The sequence below is a fragment of the Hydrogenophaga sp. T2 genome (assembly GCF_049843535.1).
In the GTDB taxonomy this organism is placed as follows: domain Bacteria; phylum Pseudomonadota; class Gammaproteobacteria; order Burkholderiales; family Burkholderiaceae_C; genus Hydrogenophaga; species Hydrogenophaga crocea.
The window spans coordinates 560,856-577,380 of record NZ_JBBHZJ010000001.1 but is presented as its reverse complement, the minus strand read 5'-3'; the positions used below and the strand labels follow the sequence as shown (position 1 = coordinate 577,380).

The 16,525-nt window shown below is 70.2% G+C and carries 13 protein-coding genes; 6 read left to right on the top strand and 7 right to left on the bottom strand.

What is annotated here, in order from left to right:
- From WDZ95_RS02735 to WDZ95_RS02725, 3 genes are read right to left on the bottom strand one after another with little or no spacing between them, the layout of a single operon-like run.
- The gene (locus tag WDZ95_RS02735) at positions 1 to 2,022 is read right to left on the bottom strand and encodes a transglutaminaseTgpA domain-containing protein (RefSeq protein ID WP_425776253.1); all 2,022 of its coding nucleotides are present in this window, start codon (positions 2,020 to 2,022) and stop codon (positions 1 to 3) included.
- A gap of 2 nt (positions 2,023 to 2,024) precedes the next feature.
- Positions 2,025 to 3,005 carry a DUF58 domain-containing protein gene (locus WDZ95_RS02730; RefSeq protein WP_425776089.1) on the bottom strand — a complete coding sequence of 327 codons (981 nt, stop codon included), beginning with the start codon at positions 3,003 to 3,005 and terminating at the stop codon, positions 2,025 to 2,027.
- Positions 3,005 to 3,949 (bottom strand): AAA family ATPase, encoded by a 945-nt coding sequence (locus tag WDZ95_RS02725; RefSeq protein ID WP_425776088.1) that lies wholly within the window; start codon positions 3,947 to 3,949, stop codon positions 3,005 to 3,007. Before WDZ95_RS02725 ends, WDZ95_RS02730 begins: the two co-directional genes overlap by 1 nt.
- Before the next feature lie 30 nt (positions 3,950 to 3,979).
- On the opposite strand from WDZ95_RS02725, the gene WDZ95_RS02720 reads away from it, so the two are divergent.
- Positions 3,980 to 4,933: a histone deacetylase family protein gene (locus WDZ95_RS02720; protein WP_425776087.1), complete on the top strand. Its 954-nt coding sequence runs from the start codon at positions 3,980 to 3,982 to the stop codon at positions 4,931 to 4,933.
- 48 nt (positions 4,934 to 4,981) lie between these two features.
- Positions 4,982 to 6,301: a mechanosensitive ion channel family protein gene (locus WDZ95_RS02715; RefSeq protein ID WP_425776086.1), complete on the top strand. Its 1,320-nt coding sequence runs from the start codon at positions 4,982 to 4,984 to the stop codon at positions 6,299 to 6,301.
- Here WDZ95_RS02715 and WDZ95_RS02710 read toward each other — a convergent pair.
- The 3 genes from WDZ95_RS02710 to WDZ95_RS02700 all read right to left on the bottom strand — a co-directional run bounded on the left by WDZ95_RS02710 (position 6,288) and on the right by WDZ95_RS02700 (position 9,170).
- Positions 6,288 to 7,583, bottom strand: a complete 1,296-nt coding sequence (locus tag WDZ95_RS02710; protein WP_425776085.1) for a TRAP transporter large permease — start codon at positions 7,581 to 7,583, stop codon at positions 6,288 to 6,290. The two genes, WDZ95_RS02715 and WDZ95_RS02710, sit on opposite strands and share 14 nt — an antisense overlap.
- Positions 7,580 to 8,083, bottom strand: a complete 504-nt coding sequence (locus WDZ95_RS02705) for a TRAP transporter small permease (RefSeq protein WP_425776084.1) — start codon at positions 8,081 to 8,083, stop codon at positions 7,580 to 7,582. Before WDZ95_RS02705 ends, WDZ95_RS02710 begins: the two co-directional genes overlap by 4 nt.
- 82 nt (positions 8,084 to 8,165) lie before the next feature.
- Positions 8,166 to 9,170, bottom strand: a complete 1,005-nt coding sequence (locus WDZ95_RS02700; protein ID WP_425776083.1) for a TRAP transporter substrate-binding protein — start codon at positions 9,168 to 9,170, stop codon at positions 8,166 to 8,168.
- A 317-nt stretch (positions 9,171 to 9,487) separates the two neighbouring features.
- Between WDZ95_RS02700 and WDZ95_RS02695 the strand changes: the two genes are divergently transcribed.
- The 4 genes from WDZ95_RS02695 to WDZ95_RS02680 all read left to right on the top strand — a co-directional run bounded on the left by WDZ95_RS02695 (position 9,488) and on the right by WDZ95_RS02680 (position 14,047).
- Complete coding sequence (locus WDZ95_RS02695) at positions 9,488 to 10,237, top strand: electron transfer flavoprotein subunit beta/FixA family protein (protein WP_425776082.1); 750 nt, start codon at positions 9,488 to 9,490, stop codon at positions 10,235 to 10,237.
- 13 nt (positions 10,238 to 10,250) lie between these two features.
- On the top strand, positions 10,251 to 11,183 hold the full coding sequence (locus WDZ95_RS02690; protein ID WP_425776081.1) for an electron transfer flavoprotein subunit alpha/FixB family protein: 933 nt from the start codon (positions 10,251 to 10,253) through the stop codon (positions 11,181 to 11,183).
- A 73-nt stretch (positions 11,184 to 11,256) separates the two neighbouring features.
- On the top strand, positions 11,257 to 13,047 hold the full coding sequence (locus tag WDZ95_RS02685) for an acyl-CoA dehydrogenase (RefSeq protein WP_425776080.1): 1,791 nt from the start codon (positions 11,257 to 11,259) through the stop codon (positions 13,045 to 13,047).
- A 19-nt stretch (positions 13,048 to 13,066) separates the two neighbouring features.
- Positions 13,067 to 14,047, top strand: coding sequence for an NAD(P)H-dependent flavin oxidoreductase (locus WDZ95_RS02680; RefSeq protein ID WP_166227137.1), 981 nt, complete (start codon positions 13,067 to 13,069; stop codon positions 14,045 to 14,047).
- Between the two features lie 44 nt (positions 14,048 to 14,091).
- Here the strand turns inward: WDZ95_RS02680 and WDZ95_RS02675 are convergent, their stop codons facing one another.
- Entirely contained in the window at positions 14,092 to 16,434 is a 2,343-nt protein-coding gene (locus WDZ95_RS02675) for a penicillin-binding protein 1A (protein ID WP_425776079.1), read from the bottom strand.
- Positions 16,435 to 16,525 lie beyond the last annotated feature (91 nt).

Here is a 16,525-nt window from a genome sequence, read left to right as displayed (position 1 = left end):
TCACGCGCCGCGCGCCGGGGGCCAACGCAGCCGACGGTACTCGCGCCGCAGTTCGGCCAGCGTGGTGGTGCTGCGGGGCGCGTAGCGCTGCGCTTCCAGGCGCAGCAGCCAGTCGGCCAGCGCCGCTGCGGCGGGGTCGTGCGCAAAACGCTCGCGCAGCTGGCGGGCGAGTTCGCGCGGCGGGGTCCGGTCGCTGGCCTGCAGGCCCAGGGTTGTCAGGCGCCTGCCCGCGTGGTGCAGCAAGCGCAGCCAGGGGTCGTGGCGCCGGCGTTCCCAGACGGCCCAGGCCGCGCCCACCAGGCTCACCACGACCACCACCGCGAGCAGCACCAGGGCCAGGTCCTGCCAGCTCGGTGACGCCACGCCCAGCGAGCGCAGCAGCTCGAACTGGCGGTCTTGCGTGTAGTTGAGCACCCACTGGTTCCAGGTGTTGTTGAGCGCCTCCCAGTTGGCGCGCAGCAGGCCGATCAGGTCGGCCCCCACGGCGGCGCGCAGTGCGCCCGCCACGGCGCCCACGGGGGCCTGCAGCCGTTGCAGCGAGCCGATGCGCGAGGGCACCGCCGCGCCCGTGGGGTCCACGCGCACCCAGCCGCGCCCCTGCAGCCACACCTCGGTCCAGGCGTGGGCGTCGCGCTGGCGCACGGTCCAGTAGCCGTCGACGCTGTTGAGCTCGCCGCCCTGGTAGCCCGTGACCACGCGGGCCGGGATGTCCATGGCGCGCATGAGCACCGCGAAGGCGCTCGCGAAGTGCTCGCAGAAGCCGGCCTTGCGGTCAAACCAGAACTCGTCGGCGGTGTGCTGGCCGTACACGCCGGGCTCCAGGGTGTAGACGAAGCCGCCGGTGCGCAGGCGCTCGAGCACGGCGTCGACCAGCGCGGGCGCGTTCTGCGGCCCCGGGCCATGGACGCGGCGCAGGTCCTGCGCGAGTTGCAGGGTGCGGGGGTTGAAGCCCGGGGGCAGGTCGACGAACTCGCGCAGGGCGGCGCTGTCCTGCAGCGGACCGTGGCCGAAATCGACGTGGCTTTGCGCGCGGTAGCGCACCAGCGACACGATGGGGCGCTGCGTGACCCACTGCAGGTCGGTGGTCATGCGCACGCGGTTGCCGGGCAGCTCGGGCGCTTCGGTGGCGGCCTCGAGCACGAACAGCCAGCGCCGCTGGTGCGGCTCCAGCGTGACCTCGTAGCGCAGCGGCTCGCCGCGCGGGCGCAGCTCGGCGCGCAGGCCGGCCGACAGCGCTGTGGGTTCGAGCTGCTGCGTCCAGCGGCGGCCGTCGAAGCGGCTCAGCACCGGGCCGCGGAAGTAGGTCAGGGCCGCGGGCGGTGGCGGGCCGTCGAAGCGCACGCGCAGGGCAATGCTGTCGTCGAGCGCGAGCTGCGCCACATCGCCCACGCGCATGTCTTCGGACAGGCCGCTGGTGCCCGTGGGGTTGTTGTTGGGCACGCCCCACAGCGGCGCGATGCGCGGGAACAGCAGGAACAGCACCAGCATGATGGGCGCGCCCATCAGCGCCATGCCGGCGGCGATGCGCGCGGCCTGTGCGAGCGGCGGCCGGCCCACCGGCATGTGGGCGTTGACCACCGCGGTGAGCAGGCCCAGCAGCGCCACCAGGATGCCCGCGGCCGTGACCAGCGATTGCGAATAGAAGAAGTGCGTGAGCAGCGCGAAGAAGCCGAGGAAGAACACCACGAAGGCGTCGCGGCGCGCGCGCAGCTCCAGCGTCTTGAGCGCCAGCAGCACCACCACCAGGGTCACGCCCGCGTTCTGCCCGAGCAGCGTGCCGTGGCTGGCCCAGGTACCGGCCAGGGCCACGGCCAGCAGGCCCGCGCGCCACGGCCAGCCCGGCAGCGGCCGTGCCTGGAGCGCGAGCCAGCCGCGCCACGCCAGCAGCACGCCCGTGAGCGCGGTGGTCCAGGCGGGGATGTGGGCCGCCTGCAGCGCGACGACCCAGGCGATGACCGCGAGCAGGAACAGCGTGTCGCGCGTGTCGCGGGGCAGGCTGGCGCCGCGGCCGGGAGCGTGCAGGGTCAGCACAGCGCCAGCGCCTCCAGGCAGCGGGCGCGGTGGGCCGCGCCCTGGTCGGGGGCGATCTCGCGCCCGGGCACGCGCAGGCCGTAATCGAGGCCGAGCCGGTCGGCCATGAGCACCCAGGCCGTCAGGCGCGACAGACGCGCTTCCATGCCCGCGCCGCCGCACTGGTTGATGTCCAGCCACAGCGCCTGGCGCTGGCTGGACAGCGCGTCGCGGCTCACGAGCTCGTCGCGGCCGCTGGCGAAGGCCTGCGCGGCCTTCTTCCACACCACCGATTTCAGCGGGTCGCCGCGGCGGTAGGGGCGCACGCCGTCGTACTCGCCCGTGGCCTGCACGCGCGCGCTGCCGGCGCCGCCGCCCTGCGGCTCGCCCGGGGGCAGCGGCGGCGGGTGGGCTTCGGGTTCGGGGTACACCAGCGCGGTGGCCGCGGGGCGCCAGAAGGCCCAGACGCGGAAGGTGCCGAGCGGGAACCCGGTTTGCGCCATCAGCGTGGGCAGCGCATGCAGGCCCCGGCCGGGCGCGCGCCAGGCCAGCTGCACCGGGGTGCGGCCCTGGGCGGGCACGTCGGTCCAGGCCAGTGTCGGGGCCTGGCCGTCGGCGTCGACCACGCCCAGGCCGATGCCATGCCGCACGCGGCGGCGCTCGCTGGCGAGCTGCAGCTCCAGCACCACGGCCTCGTGCGCGTGCACGGGCTCGGGCGGGTGCAGGTGCAGCGTGAGGCCGCGCAGGTTGCCGTGGCACACGTGCATCCCCACGAGCGCGCTGCCCGCGAGCAGGAAGGTGAGCAGGTAGCCGAGGTTGAGCTGGTAGTTGATGCTGGCCAGCAGCAGCACGGCCAGGGTCAGCGCCAGCATCCAGCCCGGGCGCGAGGGCAGGATGTAGACGTTGCGCTGGGTCAGCGTGAGCGTGTCGCTGCGCCGGATCCGGTTGTGGAACCAGGCCTGCAGGCGGCGGCGCAGCGGACGCAGCGGGTTCATCAGGGCAGGGGAACGGCGTCGAGCATGGCGCGCACTTGCTCGAGCGGGCCGCGGCCGGCGTCGCGCACGGGGATCAGGCGGTGTGCCGTGGTCTGGGGCAGGATGGCGGCAAGGTCGTCGGGCGCCACGTAATCGCGCCCCTGCAGGAAGGCCTGCGCCTTGGCGGCGCGCACCACGGCCAGCGCGGCGCGCGGTGACAGGCCTTGCAGGAACCAGCGCCCGTTGCGCGTGGCGGCCACCAGGTCCTGCAGGTACTCGAGCACCGGCTCGGCGGTGTGCACCGCGGCCACCGCGCGCTGCAGGCGGGCCAGGTCGTCGGGCGTGAGCGCAGGCGGCAGCGCTTCGATCAGCGAGCGCCGGTCTTCGCCGCGCAGCAGCTCGCGCTCGGCGGCGCGGTCGGGGTAGCCCAGCGACAGCCGCATGTGGAAGCGGTCGAGCTGCGATTCGGGCAACGCGTAGGTGCCGAGCTGGTCGTGCGGGTTCTGCGTGGCGATCACGAAGAAGGGCTCGGGCAGGCGCCGGGTCTCGCCCTCCACCGTGACCTGCTTTTCCTCCATCGCTTCGAGCAGCGCGCTCTGCGTCTTGGGGCTGGCGCGGTTGATCTCGTCGGCCAGCAGCACCTGGGCGAACACCGGGCCCGGGTGGAACACGAAGGCCTCGCGGCCGCGCTCGTAGATGGACACGCCGATCAGGTCGGTGGGCATCAGGTCGGCGGTGAATTGCACGCGAGCGAATTGCAGGCCAAAGGATCGCGCGAGCGCGTGTGCCAGCGTGGTCTTGCCCACGCCGGGCACGTCCTCGATCAGCAGGTGCCCGCCCGCCAGCAGGCAGGCCACGCTGTCGTTGACCTGCTGGGTCTTGCCCACGATCACCGTGTTAAGCTGGCTCAGCAGTTGCTGGATCTTGCCGTCGATCTGTCGTTGGCTTTGTCGTTGGTCTTGCATAGCGGCCGCGATTCTCACAGCAGTTCAGAGATGTCCCACGCCACAGGTTATTTCACCCACCGGGCATGCTGGCAGCACGAGATGGGCGCCGGCCACCCCGAATGCCCCGAACGGCTCGATGCGATCGAAGACCGGTTGCTCATGACCGGGCTCGACGCCGCGCTGGAGCGGCGCGAGGCCACCGCGGCTGCGCTGGCCGACCTCGAACTCGCGCACGACCGCATGCACCTCGCGTCGCTGCGCGGCCTGGCCGAGCAACTGCGCGACGACATGCAGGCCGGCGGCCCTTCGCGCGCGCAGGTCGACCCCGACACCTCCATGAACCCGCACAGCTGGGACGCCATCCTGATGGCCGCGGGCGCCGCCATCGACGCGGTGGACGCGGTGATGGCGGGCGAACTCGCCAACGCCTTCTGCGCCGTGCGCCCGCCCGGGCACCACGCCACGCGCCGCCAGGCCATGGGCTTTTGCTTCGTCAACAACGTGGCGGTGGCGGCCAAGTACGCGCTCGAGCGCCACGGCCTGCAGCGCGTGGCCGTGATCGATTTCGACGTGCACCACGGCAACGGCACCGAGGACATCGTGGCCGGCGACGAGCGCATCCTCATGTGCAGCTTCTACCAGCACCCGTTCTACCCGCCGGGTGAGCACGCGGTGGCGCCCAACCTCGTGAACCTGCCGGTGCCCGCGTACACGCGCGGCATGGCCATCCGCGAGCTCGTGGACATCCACTGGATCCCTCGGCTCGACGAGCACCGCCCGCAGATGGTTTTCGTGAGCGCGGGCTTCGACGCCCACCGCGAGGACGACATGGCCCAGCTCGGGCTGGTCGAGTCCGACTACGCCTGGCTGACCGAACGCATCAAGGCCGTGGCCGACCGCCACGCCCAGGGCCGCCTCGTGAGCTGCCTCGAAGGCGGCTACGCGCTCGATGCGCTGGCGCGCAGCGTCGAGGCGCATCTGCGCGTGCTCGCGGGTGTGTGAGCGGCCCGCCGGGCCGCGCCTTTCTTTTCATTCTTTTGTCGGCTCCCGATGAACGATCTCATTCCCCCGGCCCCCCGCCCGGTTGACGATTTCGGCGCCTGGCTGCGTGGCCTGCTGCAACCCGCGTCGCTGGCCGAATTGGCCGCGCTCGCCGCGGCCGTGCTGGTGGCCTGGCTGTTCACGCGCGCGCTGCGCCGCGCGCTCTCGATGCAGCACGCGCCGAACTCGGTGCTGTTCGGCGAACGCCTCATCGACGGCGCCCTGTTCCCCATGGTGCTGCTGCTGCTCGGCTACGTGGCGCGCGGCGTGATGGTCAAGTTCGTGCCGCTCGCGGTGTTCCACGTCGCCATTCCGGTGCTGGTGTCGCTGGTGGTCATCCGGCTCGGCGTGAAGGTGCTGCAGGTGGCCTTCGACGGCCAGCCCTGGGTGCGTCTGCTCGAGCGCACCATTTCGTGGGTGGCCTGGGCCGCCATGGTGCTGTGGGTGAGCGGCCTGCTGCCCGTGGTGCTGGCCGAGATGGACCAGGTGAAGTGGAAAACCGGCAGCAGCACGCTGAGCCTGCGCACCCTGGTCGAGGGCCTGGTCACGGCCTCGCTGGTGCTGCTCGTGGCGCTGTGGATCTCGGCCGCGATCGAGGCGCGGCTGCTGCGCAACGCGGTGGGCAGCGATCTCTCGCTGCGCAAGGCGGTGAGCAACTTCACGCGCGCGCTGCTCATGTTCGTGGGCCTGATCGTGGCGCTGTCGGCCGTGGGCATCGACCTCACCGCGCTGTCGGTGCTGGGCGGCGCGGTGGGCGTGGGCATCGGCTTCGGTCTGCAGAAGCTCGCGTCCAACTACGTGAGCGGCTTCGTGATCCTGGCCGAGCGCAGCGTGCGCATCGGCGACAACGTTCGCGTGGACAACTTCGAGGGCCGCATCACCGACATCAACGCGCGCTACACCCTGGTGCGCGCGCTCAACGGGCGCGAATCCATCGTGCCCAACGAGACGCTGATCACCAGCCGCGTCGAAAACCTCTCGCCGGTGCGCGGGCGCGTGGGCCAGACGGTGGTGCTCACCGTCAACTACGACAGCGACATCGAACTCGTGGAGCGCCTGCTGCTCGACGCGGTGCGCGACCGCCCCCGCGTGCTCGCAGACCCGGCGCCCTCGGTGGCCCTGTCCAACTTCGGCGCCGACGGCCTCGAGTTCACCCTGAGCTACACCATCGACGATCCCGAGAACGGCCAGCTCAACCTGCGCTCGGACATCAACCACGCCATCCTGCGGGCGCTGCGCGCGCACCACATCGACATCCCCTTCCCGCAGCGCGTGGTGCGCGTGGTGGGGCAGGGCGGCGGCGAAGGCGCGGCGTTCAGCGGTTCATGAACCCCGGCAACCAGAGCGAGATCACCGGGAAGGCCACCAGGATGCCCAGGCGCACGATGTCGGCGAACACGAAGGGCCAGACGCCGCGAAAGATCTGATTGAGCGGCACCTTGGGCAGCAGCGCGTTGATCACGAACAGGTTCATGCCCACGGGCGGCGAGATCATGCCGATCTCGATCACGGTGACGATGAGGATGCCGAACCACACCGGGTCGTAGCCCAGGCCGGTGATGACGGGGAAGAACACGGGGATGGTCAGCAGCACCATCGAGAGCTCCTCCATCACCAGGCCGAGCAGGATGTAGATCACCATCATCATCACCACGACCATGATGGGCTCGGGGCTGAACTGCACGATGAAGTCGCGCAGGTCGTTGGGCATGCTGGTGAAGTTCACGAAGCTGGTGAACACCATGGCCGCGATCAGGATGGTGAACAGCATGGCCGTGGTGCGCGCGCTCTCCTGCAGGATCTCCAGCAGCGCGCGCGGCGTGAGCGAGCCGCGCAGCAGCGCGAACACGAAGGCGCCGCCCGCGCCCACGCCTGCGCCCTCGGTGGCGGTGAACACGCCGCCGTAGATGCCGCCGATGACGAGCGCGAACAGCAGCGCCACGCCCCAGACGTTGCGCAGCGCGCGCAGCCGCTCGGGCCAGCTGTGGCGCTTGGCGGCGGGGCCGGCCGCGGGGTCGCGCCAGGTCACCACCACCACGGCCAGGCACAGGCAGACGATGGCCACGATGCCCGGCAGGATGCCGGCCACGAAGAGCTTGCCGATGTCGGTCTCGGTGATGATCCCGTAGATCACCATGATGGTCGAGGGCGGGATGAGGATGCCCAGCGTGCCGCCGGCGCCGATGGAGCCGGCCGCGAGCGCGTCGCGGTAGCCGTGGCGCTTCATCTCGGGGTAGGCCACGCGCGTCATGGTGGCGGCGGTGGCGATGGAGGAGCCGCAGATGGCGCCGAAGCCGCCCGAGGCGATGATGCTGGCCATGGCCAGGCCGCCGCGGCGGTGGCCGACGAAGGCGTTGGCGGCCTGGAACAGCTCGCGCGCCATGCCCGCGCGCGCGACGAAGTTGCCCATGAGCACAAACAGCGGGATCACCGAGAGCACATAGGCGAAGCCGGTCTCGAAGATCACCTGGCTGGTGCTGGCCAGCGCGGGCTGCCAGCCGCGCAGCAGGGCCAGGCCGCCCATGCCCACGGTGACCATGCACACCGCCAGCGGGATGCGCAGCGCGGCCATGAGGAAGACGGCGGCGAAGCCGATGGATGCTTCGATCATGAGGCGCTCCCTTCGCCCATGCCCGCCTCGCGCTGCGGCGCGCGCACCACCACGAACACCGCGTGCACCAGCGCCGTCACGGCCAGGAAGACGGCCATCATCCAGGCCACGGGCGACAGCGGCAGCTGCAGGTATACGGTGATGTCGCCGTACTCGGCGAAGCGGTCGGCGCGCAGCACCATCAGGTAGGCCATGAAGCCGAATGCGAGGGCGCACACCAGGTGCACCAGGCGCTGCTGGATGCCCTGGATCCAGTCGGGGATGAAGGGGTCGAGCGAGTCGAACACCACGTGCTCGCTGCGCCACGAGACCAGCGGCAGCGCGCCGAAGATCACCACGACCATCAGCACTTCGGTGAGCTCCAGCCCGCCGGGCACGGAGTGGTTGAGGAACTTGCGGCCCGTCACGTCGAAGACGGTGAGCCACATGATGGTGAACAAGGCCATCGCGGCCATGAAGCCGGTCGACCAGCGCAGTGCGCGATCCAGGAAGGTGAGCATGGGGGAAACCGTGATGCGACAACGGCGGGCAGCCGGATGACTGCCCGCCGTGCGGGAGGGCCTGGGGTTCAGGACCCGGGGGTCACTTGACCTTCTTGATCTCCGCGCGGAACTCGGCCAGCACGGCCTTGGGGTCCTTCAGGCCTTTGGCGGCCGCGGCCGCGGCCCATTTGTCTTCAAGCTCGGACTGCTTGGCGGTGACGGCCTTGATGAAGGAGTCGTCGGCCTGGATGCGGGCCACGCCCTGGGTCTTCTGCAGCTCGCGGCTGGAGGCGTCGACTTTGTCCCAGCCCTCGCCGAAGATGCGCGCGGCGGTCTCGCCCGAGATCTTGTCGACCACCGCCTTGTCCTGCGCCGACAGCGCGTTGTACTTGGCCGGGTTCATCATGAACACGAAGCTGGTGTTGTAGAGCCCGCCCGGGAAGGTGGTGGCGTGCTTGATCATGCTCAGCTTGAACGAGGCCACCGATTCATCGGGGAAGAAAGTGCCGTCCATGACGCCGGTGGACAGCAGCTCGAACGAATCGGGCGCAGGCTTGAGCGTGGTGTTGAAGCCCATGAGTTTGGAGAGCTCGTTGATGTTGCCGCCGCCGATGCGGAACTTGAGCTTGGTGGCGTCTTCGGCGGTCTTCACCGGCTGCTTGCTGTTGAAGATGATGCCGGGGCCGTGCGTGAACACGCCCAGCACTTTCACGCCCCGGTGCTCGCCCAGCGGCGCGAAGTACTTGGTGTACAGGTGCTGGTAGGCCACCGAGGTGGCGAGCGCGCTGTCGCCCAGGAAGGGGAACTCGGCCAGTTGCGTGAAGACGAAACGGCCCGGCGTGTAGCCGTCCACGGTGAAGGAGATGTCGGCCAGGCCGTCGCGCACCGCGTCGAAGGTGCCCGGCGCGGCGGCCACGCCCTTGGGCAGGATGTTGCACTTCATGCGCCCGCTGCTTTCCTTCTCGAGCAGGTCGCACCACGACTTCTGCGCCACGCTCAGCGTGTGCGTGGGGCCGACCCACGATGAGGCGGTGAACACGGTCTGCGCCGAGGCCACGCCGGCGCCCAGCAGGGCGGCGGTGGCCAGAAGGGGAATCAGCTTCATGCGGTTTGCTCCAGCGACGGGGGATGGCCCTTGGTGATCCAACATAACCAATGGGTGGTGACCCAATATAGGGCTTGGGTTCGTGCCTGAGGCTCCAGACTTACCCGGGCTCGCCGACCCAACGGTCGGCGAATGTCGGCGCAACGACAAGCGTGCGCAGGGGTATTCGAAGATGCCCGTGCCGGTATCTCTATAATCAAAAAAGCACGATCGTTCGCTTTTGGGCGGACGGTCCGCACCAGACCCGCGCCTACAATGCCGAGTTGACGTGCACGTCAATTGCGCGACCGCATCAACCACCATAGGAGCAAGCCAGCATGAAGGTCCTCGTCCCCGTCAAGCGCGTGGTCGACTACAACGTGAAAGTCCGCGTGAAGAGCGACGGCAGCGGAGTGGACATCGCCAACGTGAAGATGTCCATGAACCCCTTCGACGAGATCGCCGTGGAAGAGGCGGTGCGCCTGAAAGAAAAGGGTGCGGCCACCGAGGTGATCGCCGTCTCCTGCGGCGTGGCGCAGTGCCAGGAAACGCTGCGCACGGCCATGGCCATCGGCGCCGACCGCGCCATCCTGGTCGAGACCAGCGAAGAACTGCAGCCGCTGGCCGTGGCCAAGCTGCTCAAGGCCCTGGTGGATAAGGAGCAGCCCGGCCTGGTGATCCTGGGCAAGCAGGCGATCGACGACGACTGCAACCAGACCGGCCAGATGCTGGCCGCGCTCGCGGGCCTGCCGCAGGCGACCTTCGCGAGCAAGGTCGAGATCGACGGCCAGAACGCCAAGGTGACCCGCGAGGTCGACGGCGGTCTGGAGACCCTGTCCATCGCCATGCCTGCCGTGATCACCACCGACCTGCGCCTGAACGAGCCGCGCTACGTGACGCTGCCCAACATCATGAAGGCCAAGAAAAAGCCGCTGGAGACCATCAAGCCCGAGGACCTCGGCGTGGACGTGGCCCCGCGCATCAAGACCCTCAAGGTGAGCGAGCCGCCCAAGCGCGGCGCCGGCGTGAAGGTGCCCGATGTGGCCACCCTCGTGAGCAAGCTCAAGAACGAAGCCAAGGTGATCTGAGGAGCGCACTGAAATGACTGCACTGGTTATTGCCGAACACGACAACGCCGCCATCAAGGGCGCCACCCTCAACACCGTGACCGCGGCCGCGCAATGCGGCGGCGAGGTGCACGTGCTGGTCGCGGGCCACAACGCCGCGGCGGCCGCCCAGGCGGCCAGCCAGATCGCCGGCGTGAGCAAGGTGATCCACGCCGACGCCGAGGGCTTCGCCCACGGCCTGGCCGAGAACGTGGCCGCGCAGGTCATCGCACTGGCCGCCAACTACAGCCACATCCTGTTCCCCGCCACCGCCTCGGGCAAGAACGTGGCCCCGCGCGTGGCCGCGCTGCTCGATGTGGCGCAGCTCAGCGACGTCACCAAGGTCGTGAGCGCCGACACCTTCGAGCGCCCGATCTACGCGGGCAACGCCATCGCCACCGTGCAGAGCGGCGACAAGGTCAAGGTCATCACCGTGCGCACCACCGGCTTCGACCCGGCCGCTGCCAGCGGGGGCAGCGCCGCCGTGGAGAGCGCCAGCGCCGTGGCCGATTCGGGCAAGAGCCGCTTCGTGGGCAGCGAGATCGCCAAGAGCGACCGCCCCGAGCTCACCGCCGCCAAGATCATCGTCTCGGGCGGCCGCGCCCTGGGCAGCGCCGAGAAGTTCACCGAGGTCATCACGCCGCTGGCCGACAAGCTCGGCGCCGCCATCGGCGCCAGCCGCGCCGCGGTGGACGCGGGCTACGCGCCCAACGACCTGCAGGTCGGCCAGACCGGCAAGATCGTGGCGCCGCAGCTCTACATCGCCGCGGGCATCTCGGGCGCCATCCAGCACCTGGCCGGCATGAAGGACTCCAAGGTGATCGTCGCGATCAACAAGGACCCCGAAGCCCCGATCTTCAGCGTGGCCGACTACGGCCTGGAGGCCGACCTCTTCGAGGCCGTGCCCGAGATCGTCAAGGCGCTCTGATCGGCAGCGCATCCCCAAGGGCATCGCTTGCGATGCCCTTTTTTCTGCATCTTTGCATTCCCGGAGTCACCCCATGAGCTACACCGCCCCCGTCAAGGACATGCTGTTCAACATCGAGCACCTGGCGCGCATCGACCAGGTTGCCCAACTGCCCGGCTTCGAAGACGCGGGCCTGGAAACCGCGCAGGCGGTGCTCGAGGAATGCGCCAAGCTCAACGAGGGCGTGGTGGCCCCGCTCAACCGCGAGGGCGACCTCAAGCCCTCGTTCGTGAAAGACGGCGTGGTCACCACCACGCCCGGCTTCAAGGACGCCTACCGCCAGTACGCCGAAGGCGGCTGGCAGGGCCTGCAGCACCCCACCGATTTCGGTGGCCAGGGCCTGCCCAAGACCATCGGTTCGGCCTGCGGCGAAATGCTCAACAGCGCCAACCTGAGCTTCGCGCTGTGCCCGCTGCTCACCGACGGCGCCATCGAAGCCCTGCTGACCGCGGGCAGCGACGCGCAGAAGGACACCTACCTGCCCAAGCTCATCAGCGGCGAATGGACCGGCACCATGAACCTCACCGAGCCGCAGGCCGGCTCGGACCTGGCCGCGGTGCGCACCCGCGCCGAGCCGCAGCCCGACGGCACCTACAAGATCTTCGGCACCAAGATCTACATCACCTACGGCGAGCACGACATGGCCGACAACATCGTGCACCTGGTGCTGGCGCGCGTGGTCGGCGCGCCCGAGGGCGTCAAGGGCATCAGCCTGTTCGTGGTGCCCAAGTTCCTGGTCAATGCCGACGGCTCGCTGGGCGCGCGCAATGACGTGCACTGCGTGAGCATCGAGCACAAGCTCGGCATCAAGGCCAGCCCCACGGCCGTGCTGCAGTACGGCGACCACGGCGGCGCCATCGGTACCCTGGTGGGCCAGGAGAACCGCGGCCTCGAGTACATGTTCATCATGATGAACGCCGCGCGCTACGCCGTGGGCGTGCAGGGCATCGCGATCAGCGAGCGCGCCTACCAGCAGGCCGTGCAGTACGCGCGCGACCGCGTGCAGAGCCGCCCGGTGGACGGCAGCCTGAACACCGCCGCGCCCATCATCCACCACCCCGACGTCAAGCGCATGCTCATGACCATGCGCGCCGCCACCGAGGGCTGCCGCGCCATGGCCAGCGTGGCCGCGGCCGCCTACGACGCGGCCCACCACCACCCGGATGCCGAGGTGCGCAAGCAGAACCAGGCCTTCTACGAATTCCTGGTGCCGCTGGTCAAGGGCTACAGCACCGAGATGAGCCTGGAGGTCACCAGCCTGGGCGTGCAGGTGCACGGCGGCATGGGCTTCATCGAAGAGACCGGCGCGGCCCAGCACTACCGCGACGCCAAGATCCTCACCATCTACGAAGGCACCACCGCGATCCAGGCCAACGACCTCGTGGGCCGCAAGACCGCGCGCGACGGCGGCACCGTGGCCAAGGCCATCGCCGGCCAGGTGCGCGCCACCGAAGCCGAGCTCGCCCGCTCGGGCAGCGACAACGCCCGGGCCGTGGCCAAGCGCCTGACGGCCGCGCGCGAGGCCTTCGAGCAGGCGGTGGACTTCATCGCCGCGAACACCAAGGCCAACCCCAACGCCGCCTTCGCGGGCAGCGTGCCCTACCTGATGCTCGCGGGCAACCTCATGGCGGGCTGGCAACTGGCGCGTGCGCTGCTCGTGGCCGAAGACCTGTCGGCCAAGGGACAGGACAAAGCCTTCATGCAGGCCAAGATCACCACTGCGCGCTTCTATGCCGACCACATCCTCAGCCGCGCCCCGGGCGTGGCGGCGTCCATCGTCGAGGGCGCCGAGGGCGTGACGGCCATGGCCCTCGAAGCGTTCTGATCCTTCCAACGGAGACACCATGCCCGCACCCGAGCGTTACCTGCCCCCGGTCCTCAAGAACCTCAAGTTCCCGGTGATCGGCTCGCCGCTGTTCATCATCAGCAACCCCAAGCTCGTGCTCGCGCAATGCAAGGCGGGCGTGGTGGGCTCGATGCCGGCGCTCAACGCGCGCCCGGCCTCGCAGCTCGACGAGTGGCTGGCCGAGATCACCGAAGGCATCGCCGCGCACAACAAGGCCAACCCCGACAAGCCGGCCGCGCCCTTCGCGATCAACCAGATCGTGCACAAGAGCAACGACCGGCTCGAGCAGGACATGGCCCTGTGCGCGAAGTACCAGGTGCCCATCATCATCACCAGCCTGGGCGCGCGCGAAGACGTGAACCAGGCGGTGCACGCCTGGGGCGGCATCGTCATGCACGACGTGATCAACAACGTGTTCGCGCACAAGGCGATCGAGAAGGGCGCCGACGGCCTGATTCCGGTGGCCGCGGGCGCCGGCGGCCACGCGAGCGTGAAGAGCCCGTTCGCCATGGTGCAGGAGATCCGCGAGTGGTTCGGCGGCCCGGTGGCGCTGTCGGGCTCGATCGCCTCGGGCGGCGCGATCCTGGCCGCGCAGGCCATGGGCGCCGACCTGGCCTACATCGGCTCGGCCTTCATCGCCACGCACGAAGCGCGCGCCGTCGAGGGCTACAAGCAGATGATCGTGGAGAGCAACTCCGACGACATCGTCTACAGCAACTTCTACACCGGCGTGCACGGCAACTACCTCAAGGGTTCGATCCGCAACGCCGGCATGGACCCCGACAACCTGCCCGAGAGCGACCCGAGCAAGATGAACTTCTCGACCGGCGAGGGCGCCAACGCGGCCAAGGCCTGGCGCGACATCTGGGGCTGCGGCCAGGGCATCGGCGCGATCCGCGAGATCACCGGCGCGGGCGAGCTGGTGGCGCGCTTCCAGCGCGAATACGCCGAGGCCAAGGCCCGCATCTGCGCGGGCTGATGCCCGCGCCGTGAAGGCTGTTCAGTGAGGCCCGCGCCCGGGCCTCACTGCCCCGGCGGCTGCGGCGTGGCGGGCCGGCCGCTGCGCAGCCAGTCACCGATGGCGTCGAACACGCGGCCCACGCCGGCGCCGAAGCTGGTCTGGTACTGCACGCCCGCAGTGTCCGAGATCGCCGACACCCAGCCGCCGTCGCGCCATTCGCTGTAGACCAGATCGCCGCCGCTGGCCACCACGCCCTCGGGCGGCTCGGGCAGGGGCTGCACCGGTTTGCCCTTGAGCGCCACGCCCATGTAGTCGGTCCAGATCGGCAGCGCGATGCGCCCGCCCGATTCGGCGCCGCCTAGGCTGCGCGGCTTGTCGTAGCCCACCCAGACGGCCGTGGCCAGCGAAGGCTGGAAGCCCACGAACCAGGCGTCGACCGCCTCGTTGGTGGTGCCGGTCTTGCCGTAGATGTCGGGCCGCTTGAGCAGCGCCTGCGCGCGCGCCGCGGTGCCGCTGCGCGTCACCTCGTTGAGCAGGCTGGACATCACGTAGGCATTGCGCGCGGGAATGGCGCGGGTGTCTTCGGTGAGCGGGGCGGCCGGCGGCGCTTCGAACAGCACCTTGCCCTGCGCGTCGGTGATCTTCTCGATCACCACGGGCGGCACGCGCCAGCCGCCGTTGGCCAGCGTGGCGTAGGCCTGCACCATCTGGATCGGCGTGGCGCTGCCGGTGCCGAGCGCGAGCGTGAGGTCGTCGGGCTGGCGCGCCGGGTCGAGACCGAAGCGGCCCAGCCAGTCGCGCGCCGTGGGCGTGCCCACGTGCTGCAGCACGCGGATGCTCGCGAGGTTGCTCGACACCGCGAGCGCGTGGCGCACCGTGATCGGGCCCAGCGTCTGGTGGTTGCTGTTGGTGGGACTCCAGCCGTTGGCCGCGGTGAAGGGCAGGTCGTCCACCAGCGTGCCCGGCATCACGCGCGATTCGAGCGCGGCCGAGTACAGCAGCGGCTTGATCGCCGAGCCCGGCTGGCGCCAGCCCTGGGTGACGTGGTTGAAGGGCTGGTTGGTGAAGTCGAAGCCGCCCACCAGGGCGCGGATGCGGCCGCTCTGCGGGTCCATGGCGACCAGCGCGGCCTCCACCTCGGGCCACTGCGAAATGGCCCACACATCGGTCTTCCTGTCCTTGGCCTTGCCCGTGCTCACCACGCGCACGATCGCGCCGCGCGCGAGCTTGAGCGGCGCCTTGGCCTTGGGATCGAGCCCGCGCTGCGCCCAGCGCAGGCCCTCGCCCTGCAGCGTCACGCGCTCGCCGGTGGCGAGCTGCACCTGCACGGCCTTGGGGTTGGCGTCGAGCACGATGCCCACGCGCAGGGTCTCGTCGTCGCGGTGGTCCTTGAGCGCCTCGGCCGCGGCGCGTTCGAGCTCGGCGCCCGTGCCCGCGGGCAGCGATTCGGTGTCTTCGGGCCCGCGCCAGGCGCCGCGCCGCTCGAAGGCCAGCACGCCGCGCTGCACCGCGGCGTGGGCCGCGCGCTGGTCGGCCGCCACGAGCGAAGTGGTCACGCGCAGGCCGCTGGAATAGGCCTCGGTGCCGAAGCGCTCCACCACCGCGCGGCGCGCCATCTCGGCCACGTGAGCGGCGTGCACGCTGCGCAGGCCGGGCGTGCGGATCACGAGCTTCTCGGCGCGCGCGGCCGCGAGCTGCTGTTCGGTGATCACGCCGGTCTCGCGCATGCGCTCGAGCACCACGCGCTGGCGCTGCGTGGCGCGCTGGAAGTTCGCCACCGGGTTGGCGTAATAGGGGTTCTGCGGCAGGCCCGCGAGCATGGCGTTCTCGGCCAGCGTGAGCTGGTCGAGCGGCTTGCCGAAGTAGGTCTTGGCCGCGGCCGCGAAGCCATAGGCACGCTGGCCCAGAAAGATCTCGTTGAGGTAGATCTCGAGGATGCGGTCCTTGGAGAGCTCGTTCTCGAGCTTGAGCGCGAGCCAGATCTCCTTGGCCTTGCGCTCGGCCGAGAACTCGCGCGTGAGCAGCATGGTGCGCACGAGCTGCTGCGTGATGGTGGACGCGCCCTGCTTGCGCCCGCCCGTGATCACCGCCACCAGCGCGCGCGCCATGCCCTTGGGGTCCACGCCCGAGTGCTCGCGAAAGCGCGCGTCTTCCACCGCCAGCAGCGCCTGCTGCAGCTGCAGCGGGATGCGCGCGAGCGGCACGTACTCGCGCCGCTCGGCGCCGAACTGCGCGATCTCTTCGCCGTCGGCGGTGAACACCTGCAGCGGCAGCTTGGGCTGGTAGTGGACGATGCGGTCGAGCGACGGCATGTCGAAAGCCGATACGGTGGCCGGCAGCGCTGCCGCGAGCGCGGCGGACAGGGCCAGGGCCAGGGCGGCCCGGCGGGAGCGGTTCTGCAACATGGGGCGCGATTGTCCGCTGCCCGCCTGAAGCCCGGTGAACGCGGGGTGGGGCGGTGGTTGCCAGCTGTAACAAGCGGGCGGCGGGCTGACG

What these genes read in the sequence shown, in the direction of transcription:
- WDZ95_RS02705 (WP_425776084.1), bottom strand. Translation starts at nt 8,083, where the DNA reads ATGCTCACCTTCCTGGATCGCGCACTGCGCTGGTCGACCGGCTTCATG.
- WDZ95_RS02725 (WP_425776088.1), bottom strand. Translation starts at nt 3,949, where the DNA reads ATGCAAGACCAACGACAAAGCCAACGACAGATCGACGGCAAGATCCAG.
- WDZ95_RS02720 (WP_425776087.1), top strand. Translation starts at nt 3,980, where the DNA reads ATGTCCCACGCCACAGGTTATTTCACCCACCGGGCATGCTGGCAGCAC.
- WDZ95_RS02710 (WP_425776085.1), bottom strand. Translation starts at nt 7,583, where the DNA reads ATGATCGAAGCATCCATCGGCTTCGCCGCCGTCTTCCTCATGGCCGCG.
- WDZ95_RS02695 (WP_425776082.1), top strand. Translation starts at nt 9,488, where the DNA reads ATGAAGGTCCTCGTCCCCGTCAAGCGCGTGGTCGACTACAACGTGAAA.
- WDZ95_RS02680 (WP_166227137.1), top strand. Translation starts at nt 13,067, where the DNA reads ATGCCCGCACCCGAGCGTTACCTGCCCCCGGTCCTCAAGAACCTCAAG.
- WDZ95_RS02715 (WP_425776086.1), top strand. Translation starts at nt 4,982, where the DNA reads ATGAACGATCTCATTCCCCCGGCCCCCCGCCCGGTTGACGATTTCGGC.
- WDZ95_RS02685 (WP_425776080.1), top strand. Translation starts at nt 11,257, where the DNA reads ATGAGCTACACCGCCCCCGTCAAGGACATGCTGTTCAACATCGAGCAC.
- WDZ95_RS02675 (WP_425776079.1), bottom strand. Translation starts at nt 16,434, where the DNA reads ATGTTGCAGAACCGCTCCCGCCGGGCCGCCCTGGCCCTGGCCCTGTCC.
- WDZ95_RS02700 (WP_425776083.1), bottom strand. Translation starts at nt 9,170, where the DNA reads ATGAAGCTGATTCCCCTTCTGGCCACCGCCGCCCTGCTGGGCGCCGGC.
- WDZ95_RS02690 (WP_425776081.1), top strand. Translation starts at nt 10,251, where the DNA reads ATGACTGCACTGGTTATTGCCGAACACGACAACGCCGCCATCAAGGGC.
- WDZ95_RS02730 (WP_425776089.1), bottom strand. Translation starts at nt 3,005, where the DNA reads ATGAACCCGCTGCGTCCGCTGCGCCGCCGCCTGCAGGCCTGGTTCCAC.